The sequence below is a fragment of the Rothia sp. HMSC071F11 genome (assembly GCF_001809115.1).
In the GTDB taxonomy this organism is placed as follows: domain Bacteria; phylum Actinomycetota; class Actinomycetes; order Actinomycetales; family Micrococcaceae; genus Rothia; species Rothia dentocariosa.
The window spans coordinates 37,344-53,751 of record NZ_KV795741.1 but is presented as its reverse complement, the minus strand read 5'-3'; the positions used below and the strand labels follow the sequence as shown (position 1 = coordinate 53,751).

Sequence of the window (16,408 nt, the reverse complement as noted above, 5' to 3'; positions counted from 1 at the left end):
CCCCCCCCCCACTCTGGCGGCAGCCGTCACAGACAAGAGCATCTGCCCGTTAAAGTAGCTGTTTGCGGCAGCGTCATAGGCTGCACCCATTACCAGCGGCGGGAAGAACCCGCCCAGACCACCGGCGGCAGCCAAAACCTGCATCGCAATCAATAAATTAGAGGTATCTACATTCAGAGCCATCTGTTCCAAAATTATGACCCCCACCCCATAATTTGGTTTTAGGGTACGAAACTCACGTAAAAAGCTCTGACCGCTCCCCCAGAGTAGGGAACGGCCAGAGCCATGGAAACAAGCAATTGAGTGAAAAACTCAGCTACTACTTCGCTGCGGCATCAGCCTTATGATGTTCCGGCTTACCGCCATGCTTGACCAAAAATGCCGGGGCAAAGGCCACAGCTGCAGTTACAGCCAACAGAGTTAGACCGATAAAGTAGTTACGATGTGCGGCATCGTAGGTTGCACCCATCACCAGCGGCGGGAAGAAGCCGCCAAGAGCGCCGGCAGCAGCGATCACGCCGGAGACCGCACCCACGTTCTTCGGGTCAGCCGCGCGGCCAACCCAACCGAAGACCGAGCCGGAACCCAAGCCCAGCAGAGCTGCCATCGCCAAGAAGATAGGACCATAAACATGCTCAGCATCCGGTTGGAATGCGGTAACCAGAGCCAAAGCCGATACGCCACCCAGTGCAATGAAGGTAATGATCTTCGGACCAAACTTATCAGCCAAGATACCGCCGAAGGGACGAGCGATCACGGCAGCCGCCGCGAAGCCTGCGGCACGAGCACCAGCGGCTTCAGCGTTGAAATCGTAGATATTGTTCAGGTAGGTCGGCAGGTAATTCGAGAATGCCACGAAGCCACCGAATACTACCGAGTACAGGAAGCACAGCTGCCAGGTTGACTTCACCTTGAACGCCCGAATGATCTTCGGCATCAGCGGGGTAACCTCGCGGTTAGCGGTAGCCGGTGAATCGCGCAGGAACAAGAATGAGATGGTGGCGGTTACCGCGCACAGAGCCGCAATGATGTAGTGGGTATTCATGTAACCCACGAGGTTCATCAGGCGCGGAGTAAAGAATGCCGACAGAGCGGTACCGACCATACCAGCACCGAAAACACCGGTTGCAAAGCCCTTACGAGCGGGCGGGTACCAAGCAGAGCTGAAGGGAATACCCACCGCGAACACGGTACCGGCGATGCCCAGCAGGAACGAGAATACCAACATCAGGGGGAACGACTTCATCGAGCCGGCAACACCGACCAGGAGCACCAGCGGAGTGCTGACGGCAAGCACCAGACTCATCATGATGCGCCCACCGTACTTATCGGTTAGACCACCAACCGGAATACGCCCAATCGCACCAATAAAGATAGGCATAGCAACCAGCAAACTCGTGGTTCCCGGGTTCAAATGCATCTGATCCGGCTTGGCGTAGTACTTCGCAAGCGGACCGACAATCGTCCACGCCCAGAACCCAACGGTCGAGGCGAAGGTAACCAGCAGCAGGTTAAAAAGCTGCCCCTTTTTTAGGTCGTAACTCTCAGCAGTGGGAGCACTCATGATTCCTCTTTGTGTTATGTGTTGTGTGTATATTGTTAGCGATTGACGCGCTCACGTGGGAGCGCCTCTTGCGGGTTGTCCCAACCACGACGTGCGCCCACGCGCTCATTGCCGCGAGAACGGTAGATGGTGTAGGGACGGAACAGGTAGTGCAGCGGCACAGTCAGTGCATGCACCAAACGAGTGAAAGGCCAGATAATGAACAGCACCATAGCCACAATGATGTGAATCTTGAAGGCAACAGGCACATTCACCATCAACGCTACCTCCGGGTGGAAGTAGAAGATAGAACGGAACCACACCGCAATGGAGGTGCGGTAGTTGAACTCCACCTCATGCCCGTTAACCGGGGGCAGACCGCCCGAGGGGTCAAAAGCAGAAATCAAAGTTGCGGCGGTACCCGCCAGAATGACGGCGACCAGCACAAAGTACATAAACTTATCGTTCATCGTCGTTGCAGAGAAAACCTGTGCGTTACGACGACGACGCCACAGAAGCAGGAACAAACCAAGAATAGTTGCTGCAGCGGCTGCGGAACCGCCCAACAAAGCGACAATGTGATAAGTGTGGTCGTCCACCACGAGGTCTGTGAGCATCTTAGGCACCACTAGGCCGCCCACGTGTCCCATAAACACAGCGGCTAGACCATAGTGGAATAGAGGCGATCCCAGACGCAGCATCTTGGATTCATAAATCTGTGATGATCGAGTGGTCCAGCTAAACTGATCGGTACGGTAACGCCAAATAGTGCCGCCGATCAGAACAAGAATAGTGACATAGGGAAGCACGCCCCACAGGAGGGTGTCTACAATCCCCGGCTCGCCGACAGGCACCGCATGTGCTGCGTGCTCGGATGCGAGTGCGTACACGATGTACTCCTAATTTGAGGGGTCTAAATATTATTAGGGTTAACTTGGGTCAGCCGCGGATCGGCATACCCGCTCAGACCAACGGTCTCAACGGGCGGGCCATAACCCGCCATCTGCTGCACCTGTTCCTGAGTCTCGGGAGAGACACCGGGGAGGGTATTGCAGATACTCTGTAATAACCCGTAGTGTGGGAGGTCTCCGTCCCGAAGCGCTAAACGAAGCAGCTCTAATGAGGGACGGTATGCTTGAAGCGCTGCGCGACCCTGGCGACGATCCACCAGCGCCGCAAACTCCAAGACGAGAGGTAAATAGTCGGGAAGTTCCCCGTTAAGGCGGGTGAGCATCCCCGAATCGCGATACATTTTCTTAAATCGAAGAAGGGTTTCGCCGCGACGGCGAGTATCGCCATCCGTCCAGTAAGAGAGGTGCAGAGCGTGCCTGCGGGAGAGGTCGTATTCCTGCACGTAGTCGCTCTGAACTTCTTCAAGCTCGCGAGCCGTGAGCCAATCCGCAACGGTTTGCACGGCCTGCGCGAAATCGGGATCCTCAGTTGCTTGCGCCAAGCGCGTAAACTCCGGCAGAAGATCAAGAGTTTCTTCCGTCGGGTAGCTCAACAGCATGCCGCTGACCTGGTAAATCACCGAGTCGCGGTCTTCACCTGCACCATAGTCACGATCAAACGGATCAATGTCGTCGTGCGCGGCTTGCGCCGATTCCGGGGTGTTCCCGGAATCGGCTTTGCCCATAAGCTTGGAAAAGAATCCAGCCACTACTTACTTCTTTCCGGTGGTATTCGGGAACAGACCATCCGGACGCGAGTTCCCATCCCAGCTAAAGAGGCTCACCTTGTTAGAGCTCTCATATACGCCAGTTGAGACGGGGGTCGGGCGACCTTCCATGTCGTTGAATGCGTCACCGTACATGCCGGGACCACCATCAACGCTTAGCGAGCATCCCATCTCTTCGAGGTTGTGCGCATCTTCCATATGAGCCGGAGGAATCACATAACGCTCGTTATACTTAGCAATCGCCATCAGACGGTACATTTCGTACATCTGCGCACCGGTCATACCCACCGAGTTTGCGATCTCTTCATTGCCTTCGCCGCCCAAATTAATGTCACGCATATAGGCGCGCATTGCGGCTAGGCGCTTGAGCACGAAGGTCACGACCTCGGTATCGCCAGCGGTAAACAGCTCAGCAAGGTATTCAACGGGGATGCGCAGCGCCTCGATCGCGCCGAACAGGTTCTGGCTGTTCTCAGCATCGTGTCCCTGGTCCTTGAGCAGATCCACAATCGGCGACAGCGGCGGAACGTACCAGACCATCGGCATGGTGCGGTATTCGGGGTGCAGCGGAAGTGCAACCTTCCATTCCTTTGCCAGCTTGTACACGGGCGACTTCTGGGCTGCGGTAATCCATGCCTCGGGAATATCGTTCTCGCGTGCCAAACGAATAATCTCGGGGTCCGAAGGATCGAGCATGAGCGAAAGCTGCGACTCGTACAGGTCTTTCTCATCGGCAACGGATGCTGCCTCAGTCACACGGTCTGCATCGTAGAGGAAGATACCGATGTAGCGCATACGACCCACGCAGGTCTCGGCACACACAGTCGGAATGCCGGCCTCGATACGGGGGTAGCAGAACGTACATTTCTCTGCCTTACCCGTCTTGTGGTTGAAGTACACCTTCTTGTAGGGGCAGCCGGTGATGCACTGACGCCAGCCACGGCAGCGATCCTGATCGACCAGCACGATGCCGTCCTCGGCTCGCTTGTAGATAGCGCCGGAGGGGCATGCCGCCATACAGGACGGGTTCAGGCAGTGCTCACAAATACGCGGCAGGTAGAACATGAAGGTCTGCTCGAACTCGAATTTAATCTTGTCCTCAGCCTTCTTGCGCACCTTCTCCACAAGGGGGTCGAGGTGACCGTGCTCGGGGGCGCCGCCCAGGTTATCGTCCCAGTTCAGGCCCCATTGAATCTTGGTCTCCTGACCGGTAATCATCGATACCGGCTTAGCCGCAGGGAAGTCATCGCCTAGAGGTGCGGTGGTGAGATTCTGGTAGTCGTAAGTCCAGGGCTCATAGTAGTCGCTGAGCTCGGGCTGAATCGGCGAGGCGAAAATGGAGAAGAGCTTCTGGAAGCGGTTACCGCTCTTGAGCTCCAGACGACCGCGCTTGTTCAGCACCCAGCCGCCCTTCCACTTTTCTTGGTCCTCGTAGCGGCGCGGGTAGCCCTGACCGGGGCGGGTCTCAACGTTGTTGAACCACACATACTCGGTACCGGAACGGTTTGTCCATGCCTGTTTACAGGTCACGGAGCAGGTGTGGCAGCCAATGCACTTATCAAGCGCCATCACCATTGCAACTTGTGCCATAACACGCATTAGAATGTAACCTCCTGCGACTTGCGACGGCGAATGTACGAGACAATGTCACGCTGGTTGCCGGTCGGTCCGAGATAGTTGAAGGCGAATGCCTGGTGTGCGTAGCCGCCAATCATATGGGTCGGCTTGAGTAGGATGCGGGTCATCGAGTTGTGAATACCGCCGCGTTTGCCGGTGGTTTCGGTCTTCGGCGTCATCATACGCTCCTGAGCGTGGTGCACGTAGCACACGCCCTCAGGCATACGGTGCGAGACAACCGCACGACCCACGAACACACCATTGGTATTCACACATTCGATCCATTCGCCGTCCTTGACGCCGATCTTCTCGGCATCCTGGGGGCTCATCCAGGCAGTCTGACCACCGCGGAAGAGGGTCAGCATATGCTGGTTGTCGAAGTACTGGGAGTGAATAGCCCACTTGTTGTGCGGGGTTAGGTAACGCACTGCAACCGAAACGCCGTCGGTAGTACCGATTTCGGGTTCCTTGAAGAGCCCGGTCATATCCAGCGGGGGACGGTAAATCGGCAGCGCCTCGCCCATTTCGTGCATCCAGTCGTGATCCAAGAAGAAGTGCATACGACCGGTTAGGGTATGGAACGGCTTCTTCTTTTCAATGTTCACGGTGAACGGCGCGTAACGGCGGCCGCCGGTTTCCGAACCGGACCATTCGGGAGAGGTCATCACGGGCTGCGGGGCTGCCTGGGTCATGGGGAAGGTAATCTTACGTTCCTCGTTACCCTCGGCAAGATCTATCAGGTGCAGACCGGTCTGCTTCTCAAGTTCTTTGAAGCCCTTAAGGGCCACCTCACCGTTGGAAGTACCAGAGATGCGCAGAATCGACTCGGCGAGCTTGGTGTCGGTATCCAGTGCAGGACGGCCCGCGCCCTTACCGGAGTCCATCACACCAAATTCCTTCGCCATCTGAGCGACTTCGTCCTTCAGATCGTACGTCACGTATTTGGTGGTGGCACCAACCTTGTCGAAGAGCGGGCCTACAGAGGTGTACATATCGTACACCGCGCTGTAGTCGCGTTCGACGGTCATGAAGTTCGGCATGTTCTTACCGGGAACACCTGACATGCCGGGAGTGCTCTTCCAGTCGGGTGCATGACCGCCGGGCTGCTTGATCTGACCGGGGGTATCGTGCAGGAGCGGAACCGAAACAATATCCTTGCGGGTGCCCAGGTGTTTCTTGGCCTGGCGTGTGAACTCGTATGAGAGAGCTTTGAAGGTATCGTGATCGGTTCGTGCTTCCCACGGCGGGTCGATAGCAGGCGAGAACGCGTGCAGGAAGGGGTGCATATCGGTCGAGGAAATATCGTGCTTCTCGTACCAGGTAGCGGTGGGGAGCACAACATCCGAAAGCAGGGTCGTGGTGGTCATACGGAAGTCCGAGGTGACCAGCAGATCGAGCTTGCCTTGCGGTGCTTCCTGGTACCAGGTGACCTCACGCGGAATGGATTCCTCATGATCGGCGCCCTGCACGTTGTCCATGCTGCCGACAAGGTGCTTGAGGAAGTAGCTCTCACCCTTAGCGGAGGAGCCAAAGAGGTTCGAGCGCCACAGCATCAGGGTACGCGGCCAGTTCACGGGGTTATCGACGTCTTCGACAGAGAATTCAAGGTCGCCGGAGTTCAGGCGCTGTGCCACATAATCGGCATTATCCTTAGCTTCTCCGCGTGCTACCGCCGCCTCTGCCTTATCGGCGAGGTCGAGCGAGTTCTCGGGGAACTGCGGGTAGAACGGCATCCAGCCCATACGGGTGGACCGCGCGACAACATCCGCAGTGTGTACGCCTTTGAGCTCGCCGGTACCCAGCGGGGACTGCAGGTAATCGGTGGAGTAACCGTCCTGGCGGAACTGGTCGGTATGCATGTACCAGAAACCGGTGCCGATCATATGACGCGGCGGGCGGCTCCAGTCCAAAGCGTTTGCCATATTGGTCAAACCGGTGAGCGGACGTGCCTTCTCCTGACCCACATAGTGAGCCCAGCCGCCGCCGTTGCGGCCCTGGCAGCCGGTCAGGTTCAGCAGAGCCAAGATAGCGCGGTAGGTTGTATCCGCGTGGTACCACTGGCAAATACCGGCACCGAAGATAATCATAGAACGACCGTGAGAGTCAATAGCGTTCTGCGCAAATTCGCGCGCCACGCGAATAACAGCCTCCGGCGGAACCGAAGTAATCTGCTCCTGCCATGCCGGGGTGTTCTGAATCGACCAGTCTTCGTAATCCTTGGCCCAGTCGCCGGGCAGTCCGGGGCGACCGATACCGTAGGTAGCAAGCATCAAGTCGAAGACGGTGGTAACTTCCTGACCCTCAACGTAGGTGACGGGCACGCCGCGGGTCATGATGTCGCCGTGACCCTTGGGGTTATCGAAGGTCGGCATCTTAATCTCGACAGCGGCGGACTCGCCCTGCGGCAGATCGCGAATCGAGAGAATGGGTTTGCGCCCGTCCAATTCAAGGTTCCATTTACCCTGATCGGATTCGGAGTAGCGGTGACCCATCGTACCGTTGGGAACAAAGACCTCGCCGGTTTCGCGATCCATCATGGCGGTCTTGAAATCGGCGTTTTCCTGGTGCTGCTCCCCCGCCAGGGATGCGGCGGTCAGGAACTTCGAGGGAACCTTCGTGCCGTCTTCACGAGTTTCGAGGGTAACCAAGAAGGGCAGGTCGGTGTAGGTCAGGGCAAAGTCCTCGAAGAACTCCACGCGCTGATCCACGTAATTTTCCTTGAGAATCACGTGCCCCATAGCCATTGCGAGCGCAGCGTCGGTACCTGCCTGTGCGGGCAACCATTCGTCGGCGAATTTGGTGTTGTCGGCATAGTCAGGGCTGACCGAGACAACCTTGGTGCCGCGGTAGCGCACCTCGGCAACCCAGTGGGCATCCGGGGTACGGGTCACGGGAATGTTCGAACCCCACATGATCAGATAGGAAGCATCCCACCAGTCACCGGATTCAGGCACGTCGGTCTGATCGCCAAAGACCTGCGGGGAGGCCACGGGAAGGTCGGCGTACCAGTCGTAGAAGCTGGTCATCACACCGCCGATGAGCTGGATAAAGCGCACACCGGCACTGAAGGAGACCATCGACATTGCGGGAATCGGGGTGAAGCCGGTGCAGCGGTCGGGTCCGTAGTACTTAATGGTGTGCACGTGGGCGGCGGCTACGATTTCGAGCGCTTCCGCCCAGGTGGAGCGCACCAATCCGCCTTTACCGCGCGCGCTGATGTAGCGGTTGCGTTTGACGGGGTCGGAGACGATGGAGTGGAATGCTTCAACCGGGTCGCTGTGCAGGGCTTTTGCTTCGCGGTACATTTCGAGGAGCAGACCGCGTACATAAGGGTATTTCACGCGGGTCGGCGAGTAGGTATACCACGAGAATGCAGCGCCACGGGGGCATCCGCGCGGTTCGTATTCGGGGCGGTCGGGACCGACTGTGGGATAGTCGGTCTGCTGTGCTTCCCAGGTGATAATGCCGTCTTTGACATACACCTTCCATGAGCAGGAGCCGGTACAGTTCACACCGTGGGTTGAGCGAACTTCTTTATCATGGCTCCAGCGGTCGCGGTAGAAGGTATCGCCTTTGCGACCGCCTTCACGGAAAACCGCACGACCGTCATCAGTCTCGTCCCAGCGAGAGAAGAACTTACCGAATTTGATCAGCTGATCGGTAAGGGGTCCATCCGGACCTTTGGTCTGTGATGCTTGTTCCATACAGCCAATATATCGCAAAAATTGGTATGCCAAATACGATATAAAAATATTCTCTAATCCAGGAAATTCATAGGGTTATTCAGACTGTAAGCCATCCGGAAATTCCACCTACTAAAACACGCACGGGAGTATCTGTAGCGGCAGCAATATCCCGTGCTGCCTCCAACGCCCGTGTATATCCCGTGCAGTAGACCACAAGATATTTCGATGCGGGGTCAATTTTTTCGCGGATTTTCGCGGCAAGACTGCCTTCGCGGTCAGCATCCAAAATTTCTGTCAGCGGCAGATTAATCGCCCCCTCGATCGCAAAAGAAGAAAACTCGATAGCTTCACGAACATCTATAAGGGTCATTTTTTCGTGCTGTAAAAGCTGCCGGACTTGAACAGGGGTTATGTCTTCTAACTTTTGCGTGTGATGGTTACCCGTCAATTTTCCTGAATTATGACGAAATATTAAGCGATTTTTAGTGTCTTGGCTCTCTTGAGGGTGAGTTTCTGCCGATTTCTTAGGTTTTGCTTGCATCGAAGCTAAGAGAGGTATATATTCCCATTTTCCTGTTAACGCGGAGTATAGCCCAACCTCACCTAGCAGCGGCTTTCCGGAACCCGTGATGACCTTAATAGCCTCCATTGCCATCGCCGAGCCCACGATCCCGGCGAGCGCCCCAATAATCCCGGCGGTACTGCACGAAGGAACGCTTCCCGGTGCGGGGGACTGCGGGTAGAGGTCTTCGTAGACCGGACCGCGGCCCGCCCAGAATACGCTCAGCTGTGCGTCAAACCCTAGAATTGCCGCCCAAATATGCGGGATACCCAACTGTTGTGCCGCAGCCGAAACCGCGTAGCGGGCCTCAAAGTTATCGCTGCCGTCAAGCACCGCATCCGTGCCAGTGAGGAGAGTCGAAGCATTACTGTCGGTGAGACGTTCGCGGATAACGGTCACCGTGATGAAAGGGTTGAGCGCGCGCATCGATTCGGCAGCCGACTCTGCCTTCGAGTTTCCCTCCCGTGCGTAGCTGTGAATTACCTGCCGGTGCAGGTTTGAGATCTCAATGGAATCATCGTCGATAATGATAATCTCGCCTACCCCGGCTCCCGCAAGATAGAGCAAGGCGGGGGCACCAAGCCCGCCGGCACCGAGCACCGCAACCCGCGCCGCCTTCAGCTTCAGCTGCCCCGCCATGCCGATCTCGGGCAGAATCAGCTGGCGCGCATAGAAGGCACGTTCGGCCGCGCTCAGCTGAGTTACGGGATCCGGCGCGGTCTCGGGGTCTGGGATAAAGCTCATCCTGATGGTATCTTTCGCGGGAATACGTGTTGAGTCTCTAGGTGTCTATGCCCACCCATTCGGTGCTGCCGTCCGTCAGCTCCTGTTCTTTCCAAATGGGAACCTGGGCTTTCACACGGTCAGCCACCGCCTCGCAGGCCTCGAAGGCCCGTCCACGATGTGCTGCAGCGGCAAGCACGGTCAGCGCGGACTCTCCTATAGCGATAGGACCGACGCGGTGAACTGCCCACAGACGAACCCCCTCCAGCTCATCCGCTACAGACTGCACAACACGCGCGATATATTCTTTTGCCTGCGGATGCGCACTATAGGAAAGCCCGCGCACCGCACTGCCGTGATCATGGTTGCGTACAATGCCGTCGAATACAACAAGGGCGCCCATGGCCTCTGTCATGACCTGAGCCTTCGCGGCGTTGGCAAGCGGCTCTAGGGCTTCCTCGGTAATATCGGTGAACATGACAACCGAACCGGTGGGCTCAGCACCGTGCGCCCCGCTGTGGTCGAGCCCCTGCGGCTTAGTGGTCATGGTAGTCCTCCATCTGGCGGCAAATATGTTCCACGAGTGGGTCTAGGGTTTTCACTCCATCTTTAACGCCGCCGCGCGACCCGGGCAGAGTCATCACGAAGGTTTTATCGATCACGCCCGCAACCCCACGTGAGAGCACTGCGGAAGATACGTTCTGCAGGCCGTTCGCCCAGAAAGCGTGCATAATTCCGGGGATTTCCTTATCCAGATGCGGGCGTACCGCCTCTACGGTCTGATCGTCCGTGTTCAGCCCGGTACCGCCGCTGGTGAGAATAAATGTGGGCAGGTTATTATTCTTCTTCCCATCGGCAATGAGGGAGTTGAAGTAGTCGATAATCTGCCGGTCTTCGACCACGACGGCATCCGGGGTCTTGAACCCGCGCGAACGCAGCCATTCAACCGCGATAGGCCCCGATTTATCCTCATAGATACCGCGGGCGGCGCGAGTAGACGCCACGATAACAAGCCCGGTCAGATTCTCGGGAAGCTGGATTTCTTCTGCACTCACGATGTGCTCCCTCTCATGCTGTTGTTCATAGGTTTTCCTTCTGGGGCTTCACAAAATAGCAAAGTGCGAAACGCTAAACAGCCCAGTCACCGGATTTTCCGCCAGATTTCTCTAGTACCCGAATATTGCTGATCACGGCGTATTTATCGACCGCCTTAATCATGTCGAAAATCGTCAGCGCTGCGGTCGAGACCGCGGTCAGCGCCTCCATCTCAACCCCGGTAACGCCCCGGGTTTTCACCGACGCCACAATGCGTACAAAGTCCTCGCCACGCTCAAAATCCAGAGTAATTTTACCCAGCGGCAGCGGGTGGCACAGCGGAATAATATCCGGGGTGCGTTTAGCACCCATAATACCCGCTACACGCGCAACCGGCAGGGCATCGCCCTTAGGCAGATCGGCATCAAAAATCTTGGCGATCACATCGGCGCGAGTGTGCACGGTTCCCTCAGCGAGCGCCGTGCGTGTGGTAATGTCTTTCAAAGTCACATCAACCATATGGGCAGACCCGTCGGCGCGCACATGAGTCAAGTCTTGGGCTGGCTGTGCCGCATCGGGGTGAAGATTCTTCTCAGTCACGATATGTCCTTAAGATCTGTGTTGGGGTGAGGGTTCAGCCACGTTCAGTTATCCGTAAGCCGGATGCGGTGGTACCGCACCGCTTCTCCCCCAGTGTACGTGGTGCCCGGTGCCAGCTCGATGAGAACATCGGCGGTCGCAGCGTGATGAAGCAGATGCGATCCGGGCAAAACATCGGGGTATAGCTCCACCCGATAGGTTCCCGGTTCGGATTCAACCATCGCCAGGTTACCGCGCAAAAATTGGCGTTTATTGGCCGGTGCCGTCAGCGGTTTATCAATGACGAGCACGCCGCGCGGGGCATTTTCGAGAGTCGCCATGCGCGAGGCCACCTCGTGCGGGGTGCCGTAAGGTCCGCCCGCACGCAGGTAGGGGCGAAGCATCAGCACATAGGAAATAAGGGTACTGACGGGGTTGCCAGGGAAAGAAATCATGGGCAGGCGATGCCCGTTGAAATCCAGCACGTTCACGCCCTGCGGTCCGCCGGGCTGCTGGCTCACATGTCCGAACCAACTAAGCGGAATTGGCAGTCCCAAAGACGGTGCCATAGCGATGGCATTGCGCACTACCTCGTATTTGCCGTGGCTGATCCCGCCGGAGGTGATAATAATATCCGGTGCGAAAGTCTCATATTCTTCCCGCAAGTGCTCGATCAGAAGCTCCGGATCGTCTCCGATCGAGATGCGCCGCACCACGGCGCCGTCCTCGACCAACATTGAGGTGAGCATGGGACCGTTAGCATCATAAATCTGGCCATAGGCGAGCTCTGTAGCCGTATCGTCGCCGTCTTCGGTGAGGGTGGGGCGAATCTCGTCGCCGCCGGTGCACACCAGTACACGCGGTCCGCAGGCAACCGTCACGCGGGTATACCCCTGCGCGGCGAGTGTACCCAGCAGTGCGGGGGTCACGCGCTCGCCAGAGCGCGCCATGATTTGCCCAGCTACCACGTCTTCGCCACGTCGACGTATAAACTGCCCTTTGGGCGCCTGAGGGAGCCTAATTTTTTCGCTGGGACGCCCGAAGGATTCGGGTAAGTCGGGATATTCAATGCGCTCAGAATGCTCAACCGGAACCACCGCCACATATCCCTTAGGAATGGGGGCACCGGTCATAATCGGGTAGGTTAAATCGTCGGATGCGCGCGAACGCTGCAGCGGCCGCCCCGCCGGAATTTCACGCCCCACCGTAAAGATGCGGTTCTCACGGCTGGCGCCCTCGGCGGTTAGGGCGTAACCATCCATCTGGGAGTTATCGAAGCTCGGTACATCGAGCCTGGCCAGCACATCCTGTGCAAGGATGCGGTCGGTAGCACGCGCCAGCGGCAGGTTTTCGGCGCGACCGATAAAAGTATCACGCAGTAAAAGCGCCAGATAGGCGCGATACTCTTCGGTGGTGGGGGTGCCATCGAACTGGGGCTTGTGCATCTGTACTCCCAAATGGTGATGAATTATCTACTAGCTATTGTAAGAGGCTTTGGCACGCAGTTTCTTCACCACGGAAAATAGGCCAAGCAGCCCAAAGATGCACACGTACAGGCTTATGAGCATGAGGGCGTTACCCAATGCGGAGCTCATGCTTCCGCCGGCAATCGCCAATTCGATACCGAGCGGAATAGTTTCAGTTTTGCCCTGCACATTACCCGCGAAGGTGACGGTGGCGCCGAATTCGCCGAGCGCACGTGCGAAGGAAAGCAGGAAAGCGGTGGCAATTCCCGGTGCTGCTAAGGGAAGGAGCACCCTATAGGTGATTTCGGAGGATTTTGCCCCTTCCACCCGAGCTATCTGCTCATATTCTTCAGGAATAGCCTGCAGGGTTGTTACGGCGGTCGCCACGAAGAAAGGCAGAGCCACGAAAGTTTGGGCAAGAATAACCGCGGTGGGTGTAAAAGGAATTATGATGCCCAAGTGGTACAGATGTTCACCGATCATGCCCTTACGTCCCCAGAAGAAGAGCAGTCCCAAACCCGAAACCACCGGGGAGAGGATCACGGGCGTATAAATAATCGCGTACAGTACTCCCCCAAATTTTTTCAGGCGAGAGCGGCTGAGAACTTTAGAGAGCACCAGCGCTAGGGGGGCGCCTAAAAGCCCGCAAATCAGCGTCGAAATACTGGCAGTGGTGAGCGAGAGACGCGCGGCGTCGAGAACTTCTTTGTCGATAATGTCGTGCAGGCGCATCCAGGGGATGTTGTACAGCAAACCCACAAGCGGGCCCAGAATAAGCAGGAAACCCAGGAGCGCGGGAACGGCAAAATAACGGGGAACGGCAGTGAAAGCGGTATGTTTTTTCACGGGTACGTCTTTCGGAATCTGCGGCGACACAGCCACCTCCTGCAAGGAATCTCGCAAGGTTCTTTCAGGAGGCGACCGTTACGTGACAGCTGTTATGCGCTGAAGATTCTAGTTTGTCTGAGGAGACTCGAAGTCGTACTTCGCCAGAATCTTCTGGGCTTCATCCGAAGAGAGCCATTCGTTAAACTTCTTCGCAGCATCTGAGGAAGAACCCTTGGTGGTCAGTGCTGCGGGGTACTCGTTCCTGGGAACATCCGGCAGGTCTACCGAACCCAGGTTTTTGCCGTCTTTCTTAGCGGCGGCAAGGTCGGTCGTATAGATGAAGCCAGCATCCGCATTACCGGTAGTGACCTTGGTGGTCACCTCGCTCACGTTGCCTTCGGTGGTCGCGTTCTTAAGCTCAATATGATGCTTCTTGAGCTCTTCATCTGCCAGGGTACCGCAGGGTACGTTCACCTTGCATACGGCGACAACGCCTTCGCTGTTCTTCAAGTCGTCCAGCGAATTGATCTTGCCGGGGTTACCCTCGGCGGTGACCAGCACCAACTTGTTGGTGGCGATAACCTCGCGCTTGGCGTCCTTGAATTCGTCGAGTTTAGCCGCCTTATCCATATTCTGGGTGTCGGCGGTAATCAGGAGATCCGGGCTTGCGCCCTGCTCGATTTTCTGCACCAGCTTGGAGGAACCTTCGAAGGAGTAGGTGATCTCAACGCCGGGGTTTTCCTTCTCGAATGCTTCCTTCAGCTCAGTACCCGCATTGCGCAAGGAAGCAGCCGCATAGACCTCAACCTTGCCAGACACGGATCCAGATGCTGCCGAAGAAGCAGAGGCAGACGCATCGGTGTTAGAGGAGTTGGAACCGCATCCGGTCATGGCGACAGAGGCAAAAAGTGCCGCGCTGGCACTGGCAACCTTCAACGAAGTTTTCATAGTGTATGTCTCTTTCCGGTGGTGTGATGACGCACAATAACGTGCATTCCCGCCGCGATAATAATGTGCCGTACGTTTGCGCTCGATGTAACTTAAGGTACGCACACTATCACCCATACCCGCAGACATGGAATAATCTAATTGTCACCTCTAATATACGAATTTTCTTTGAGGTCATTCCATGGCATACACCGCCGGTTCAGGCCGGACACAGCTTATTGCGGGCCCCGTGTTACGCACCTTAGCTTCTGAGCAGGATGCGAACACGGCTTTTGTTACGCCCGAAAATTCTGGTGACGCCCAAAAGCCCTTACATAAACCCGCACGCAAGACCCCATATATTACAAACCGCGGTCCGCTCTTAGATAGGTGGGGGCGCATCGCCACCGATTTGCGGATTTCACTGATTGATAAATGTAATCTTCGTTGCATTTATTGCATGCCTGCCGAAGGTTTGGAGTGGCTGCCTAAAAATAATCTGCTGACATCCGCTGAAATTGCACGCCTTGCCGACATCGCCATTCGTGAACTTGGAGTCGAAGAAATTCGTTTTACCGGCGGGGAGCCCTTGGTGCGCGCAGACCTCGTCGATATTATCGGGCGAATTCACCGCGAACACCCCACGATTCCGCTGGCGATCACCACCAACGGCATAGGACTTGAAAAACGTGCGCAGGCGCTCGCCGATGCCGGGTTGAGCCGTATTAACGTCTCGCTCGATACCATCTGCCCCGAAACCTTCGCCGAGTTGACCCGCCGCGATAAGCTGGGGTCGGTTCTTAAAGGTATTGACGGCGCGGCAGCAGCGGGTCTAAAACCCATCAAAATTAACGCTGTGCTCATGCCCGGTATCAACGACGCTCAGGCTCCCGAACTTCTGCAATGGGCGCTTGACGGCGGCTATCAGCTGCGGTTTATCGAGCAGATGCCGCTAGATGCCGATCACAAATGGACGCGTGAAGGAACGATTACGGCGGCACAGATTCGCACGATGCTCTCCGAACACTTCGTTCTGGGCACAGTCGCCGAAAAACGCGGCGATTCCCCCGCCCAGCTTTGGGAGGTCTACCCGCTGGGTACCGCCCTCGACAGTGCCGGGTTCCCGCGCGAAGATACCGCATCGCTTGGGCGCGTGGGTATTATCGCCTCGGTCACCGAATCATTCTGCGGGGCGTGCACCCGCACCCGTCTGACCGCCGACGGCAAAATCCGTTCCTGCCTCTTCTCAGATTCCGAAACCGACCTGCTCGACCTGCTGCGTTCGGGTGCCAGCGACCGCGATATCGCCTTGCGGTGGCGCGAAGGTATGTGGTTCAAACCGCGCGCTCACGGCAAAGAAGACGCTGATTTCGATATTGAAGAGTTCGCTCAAGCAAGCCGCTCCATGAGCGCTATCGGAGGTTAAAACGTGCAGATACATTTCTTCGCTGCCGCACGTGCCGCATCCGGCGTTGCCGAGACACAGGTGAGCCTTACAGACCTGGCCGAGCCGACCCTGCATGCGCTCGTCGAAAAACTGGGTGAGGCGTTTACCGGAAAAACTGCCTCCGGCATGACGCTCGCACAGGTTATGCACCAGTGCTCGTTCCTGATCGACGGCACCCGCTCCGAGCTCGATACTGTGCTCCCCGAAAATGCGCGCGTAGACGTTCTGCCGCCCTTTGCTGGCGGGTAAACTCAGGCTTACGGTGTCGTTCGCTTTTGACGGTTGCTTCATGTTTTCCGCCAGGATGCGCACCACGC

Annotated in this window: 14 protein-coding genes and 1 pseudogene; 2 read left to right on the top strand and 13 right to left on the bottom strand. The window is 56.8% G+C overall.

The window, feature by feature from the left end; all coding sequences use genetic code 11:
- The 13 genes and pseudogenes from HMPREF2554_RS03270 to modA all read right to left on the bottom strand — a co-directional run.
- Positions 1-138, bottom strand: a pseudogene (locus HMPREF2554_RS03270) (MFS transporter); the annotation flags it as partial.
- A gap of 181 nt (positions 139-319) precedes the next feature.
- The gene (locus tag HMPREF2554_RS03265) at positions 320-1,564 is read right to left on the bottom strand and encodes an MFS transporter (protein ID WP_070554028.1); all 1,245 of its coding nucleotides are present in this window, start codon (positions 1,562-1,564) and stop codon (positions 320-322) included.
- A gap of 35 nt (positions 1,565-1,599) precedes the next feature.
- Positions 1,600-2,433, bottom strand: coding sequence for a respiratory nitrate reductase subunit gamma (narI, locus tag HMPREF2554_RS03260; protein ID WP_070554026.1), 834 nt, complete (start codon positions 2,431-2,433; stop codon positions 1,600-1,602).
- 23 nt (positions 2,434-2,456) lie between these two features.
- The gene (gene narJ, locus HMPREF2554_RS03255) at positions 2,457-3,203 is read right to left on the bottom strand and encodes a nitrate reductase molybdenum cofactor assembly chaperone (protein WP_070554024.1); all 747 of its coding nucleotides are present in this window, start codon (positions 3,201-3,203) and stop codon (positions 2,457-2,459) included.
- Positions 3,204-3,206: 3 nt separating this feature from the next.
- Positions 3,207-4,820, bottom strand: a complete 1,614-nt coding sequence (gene narH, locus HMPREF2554_RS03250; protein WP_070554022.1) for a nitrate reductase subunit beta — start codon at positions 4,818-4,820, stop codon at positions 3,207-3,209.
- Positions 4,820-8,542, bottom strand: a complete 3,723-nt coding sequence (locus HMPREF2554_RS03245) for a nitrate reductase subunit alpha (RefSeq protein WP_070554020.1) — start codon at positions 8,540-8,542, stop codon at positions 4,820-4,822. Before HMPREF2554_RS03245 ends, narH begins: the two co-directional genes overlap by 1 nt.
- A gap of 79 nt (positions 8,543-8,621) precedes the next feature.
- Positions 8,622-9,830, bottom strand: a complete 1,209-nt coding sequence (locus HMPREF2554_RS03240) for a ThiF family adenylyltransferase (RefSeq protein WP_070554018.1) — start codon at positions 9,828-9,830, stop codon at positions 8,622-8,624.
- A 37-nt stretch (positions 9,831-9,867) separates the two neighbouring features.
- Positions 9,868-10,356: a molybdenum cofactor biosynthesis protein MoaE gene (locus tag HMPREF2554_RS03235; protein ID WP_048751148.1), complete on the bottom strand. Its 489-nt coding sequence runs from the start codon at positions 10,354-10,356 to the stop codon at positions 9,868-9,870.
- Positions 10,346-10,864 carry a MogA/MoaB family molybdenum cofactor biosynthesis protein gene (locus tag HMPREF2554_RS03230; RefSeq protein ID WP_070554016.1) on the bottom strand — a complete coding sequence of 173 codons (519 nt, stop codon included), beginning with the start codon at positions 10,862-10,864 and terminating at the stop codon, positions 10,346-10,348. Before HMPREF2554_RS03230 ends, HMPREF2554_RS03235 begins: the two co-directional genes overlap by 11 nt.
- A 73-nt stretch (positions 10,865-10,937) precedes the next feature.
- Positions 10,938-11,444 carry a cyclic pyranopterin monophosphate synthase MoaC gene (gene moaC, locus HMPREF2554_RS03225; protein WP_070554014.1) on the bottom strand — a complete coding sequence of 169 codons (507 nt, stop codon included), beginning with the start codon at positions 11,442-11,444 and terminating at the stop codon, positions 10,938-10,940.
- Between the two features lie 44 nt (positions 11,445-11,488).
- Positions 11,489-12,868 carry a molybdopterin molybdotransferase MoeA gene (locus HMPREF2554_RS03220; RefSeq protein WP_070554012.1) on the bottom strand — a complete coding sequence of 460 codons (1,380 nt, stop codon included), beginning with the start codon at positions 12,866-12,868 and terminating at the stop codon, positions 11,489-11,491.
- 30 nt (positions 12,869-12,898) lie between these two features.
- Positions 12,899-13,765: a molybdate ABC transporter permease subunit gene (locus HMPREF2554_RS03215; RefSeq protein ID WP_048754775.1), complete on the bottom strand. Its 867-nt coding sequence runs from the start codon at positions 13,763-13,765 to the stop codon at positions 12,899-12,901.
- A gap of 78 nt (positions 13,766-13,843) precedes the next feature.
- Positions 13,844-14,665 carry a molybdate ABC transporter substrate-binding protein gene (modA, locus tag HMPREF2554_RS03210; protein WP_070554010.1) on the bottom strand — a complete coding sequence of 274 codons (822 nt, stop codon included), beginning with the start codon at positions 14,663-14,665 and terminating at the stop codon, positions 13,844-13,846.
- 181 nt (positions 14,666-14,846) lie between these two features.
- On the opposite strand from modA, the gene moaA reads away from it, so the two are divergent.
- Positions 14,847-16,070, top strand: coding sequence for a GTP 3',8-cyclase MoaA (gene moaA, locus HMPREF2554_RS03205; RefSeq protein WP_070554008.1), 1,224 nt, complete (start codon positions 14,847-14,849; stop codon positions 16,068-16,070).
- A gap of 3 nt (positions 16,071-16,073) precedes the next feature.
- The gene (locus HMPREF2554_RS03200; RefSeq protein ID WP_070554006.1) at positions 16,074-16,340 is read left to right on the top strand and encodes a MoaD/ThiS family protein; all 267 of its coding nucleotides are present in this window, start codon (positions 16,074-16,076) and stop codon (positions 16,338-16,340) included.
- Positions 16,341-16,408 lie beyond the last annotated feature (68 nt).

What these genes read in the sequence shown, in the direction of transcription:
- HMPREF2554_RS03265 (WP_070554028.1), bottom strand. Translation starts at nt 1,564, where the DNA reads ATGAGTGCTCCCACTGCTGAGAGTTACGACCTAAAAAAGGGGCAGCTT.
- narH (WP_070554022.1), bottom strand. Translation starts at nt 4,820, where the DNA reads ATGCGTGTTATGGCACAAGTTGCAATGGTGATGGCGCTTGATAAGTGC.
- HMPREF2554_RS03245 (WP_070554020.1), bottom strand. Translation starts at nt 8,542, where the DNA reads ATGGAACAAGCATCACAGACCAAAGGTCCGGATGGACCCCTTACCGAT.
- HMPREF2554_RS03240 (WP_070554018.1), bottom strand. Translation starts at nt 9,830, where the DNA reads ATGAGCTTTATCCCAGACCCCGAGACCGCGCCGGATCCCGTAACTCAG.
- HMPREF2554_RS03235 (WP_048751148.1), bottom strand. Translation starts at nt 10,356, where the DNA reads ATGACCACTAAGCCGCAGGGGCTCGACCACAGCGGGGCGCACGGTGCT.
- HMPREF2554_RS03220 (WP_070554012.1), bottom strand. Translation starts at nt 12,868, where the DNA reads ATGCACAAGCCCCAGTTCGATGGCACCCCCACCACCGAAGAGTATCGC.
- modA (WP_070554010.1), bottom strand. Translation starts at nt 14,665, where the DNA reads ATGAAAACTTCGTTGAAGGTTGCCAGTGCCAGCGCGGCACTTTTTGCC.
- moaA (WP_070554008.1), top strand. Translation starts at nt 14,847, where the DNA reads ATGGCATACACCGCCGGTTCAGGCCGGACACAGCTTATTGCGGGCCCC.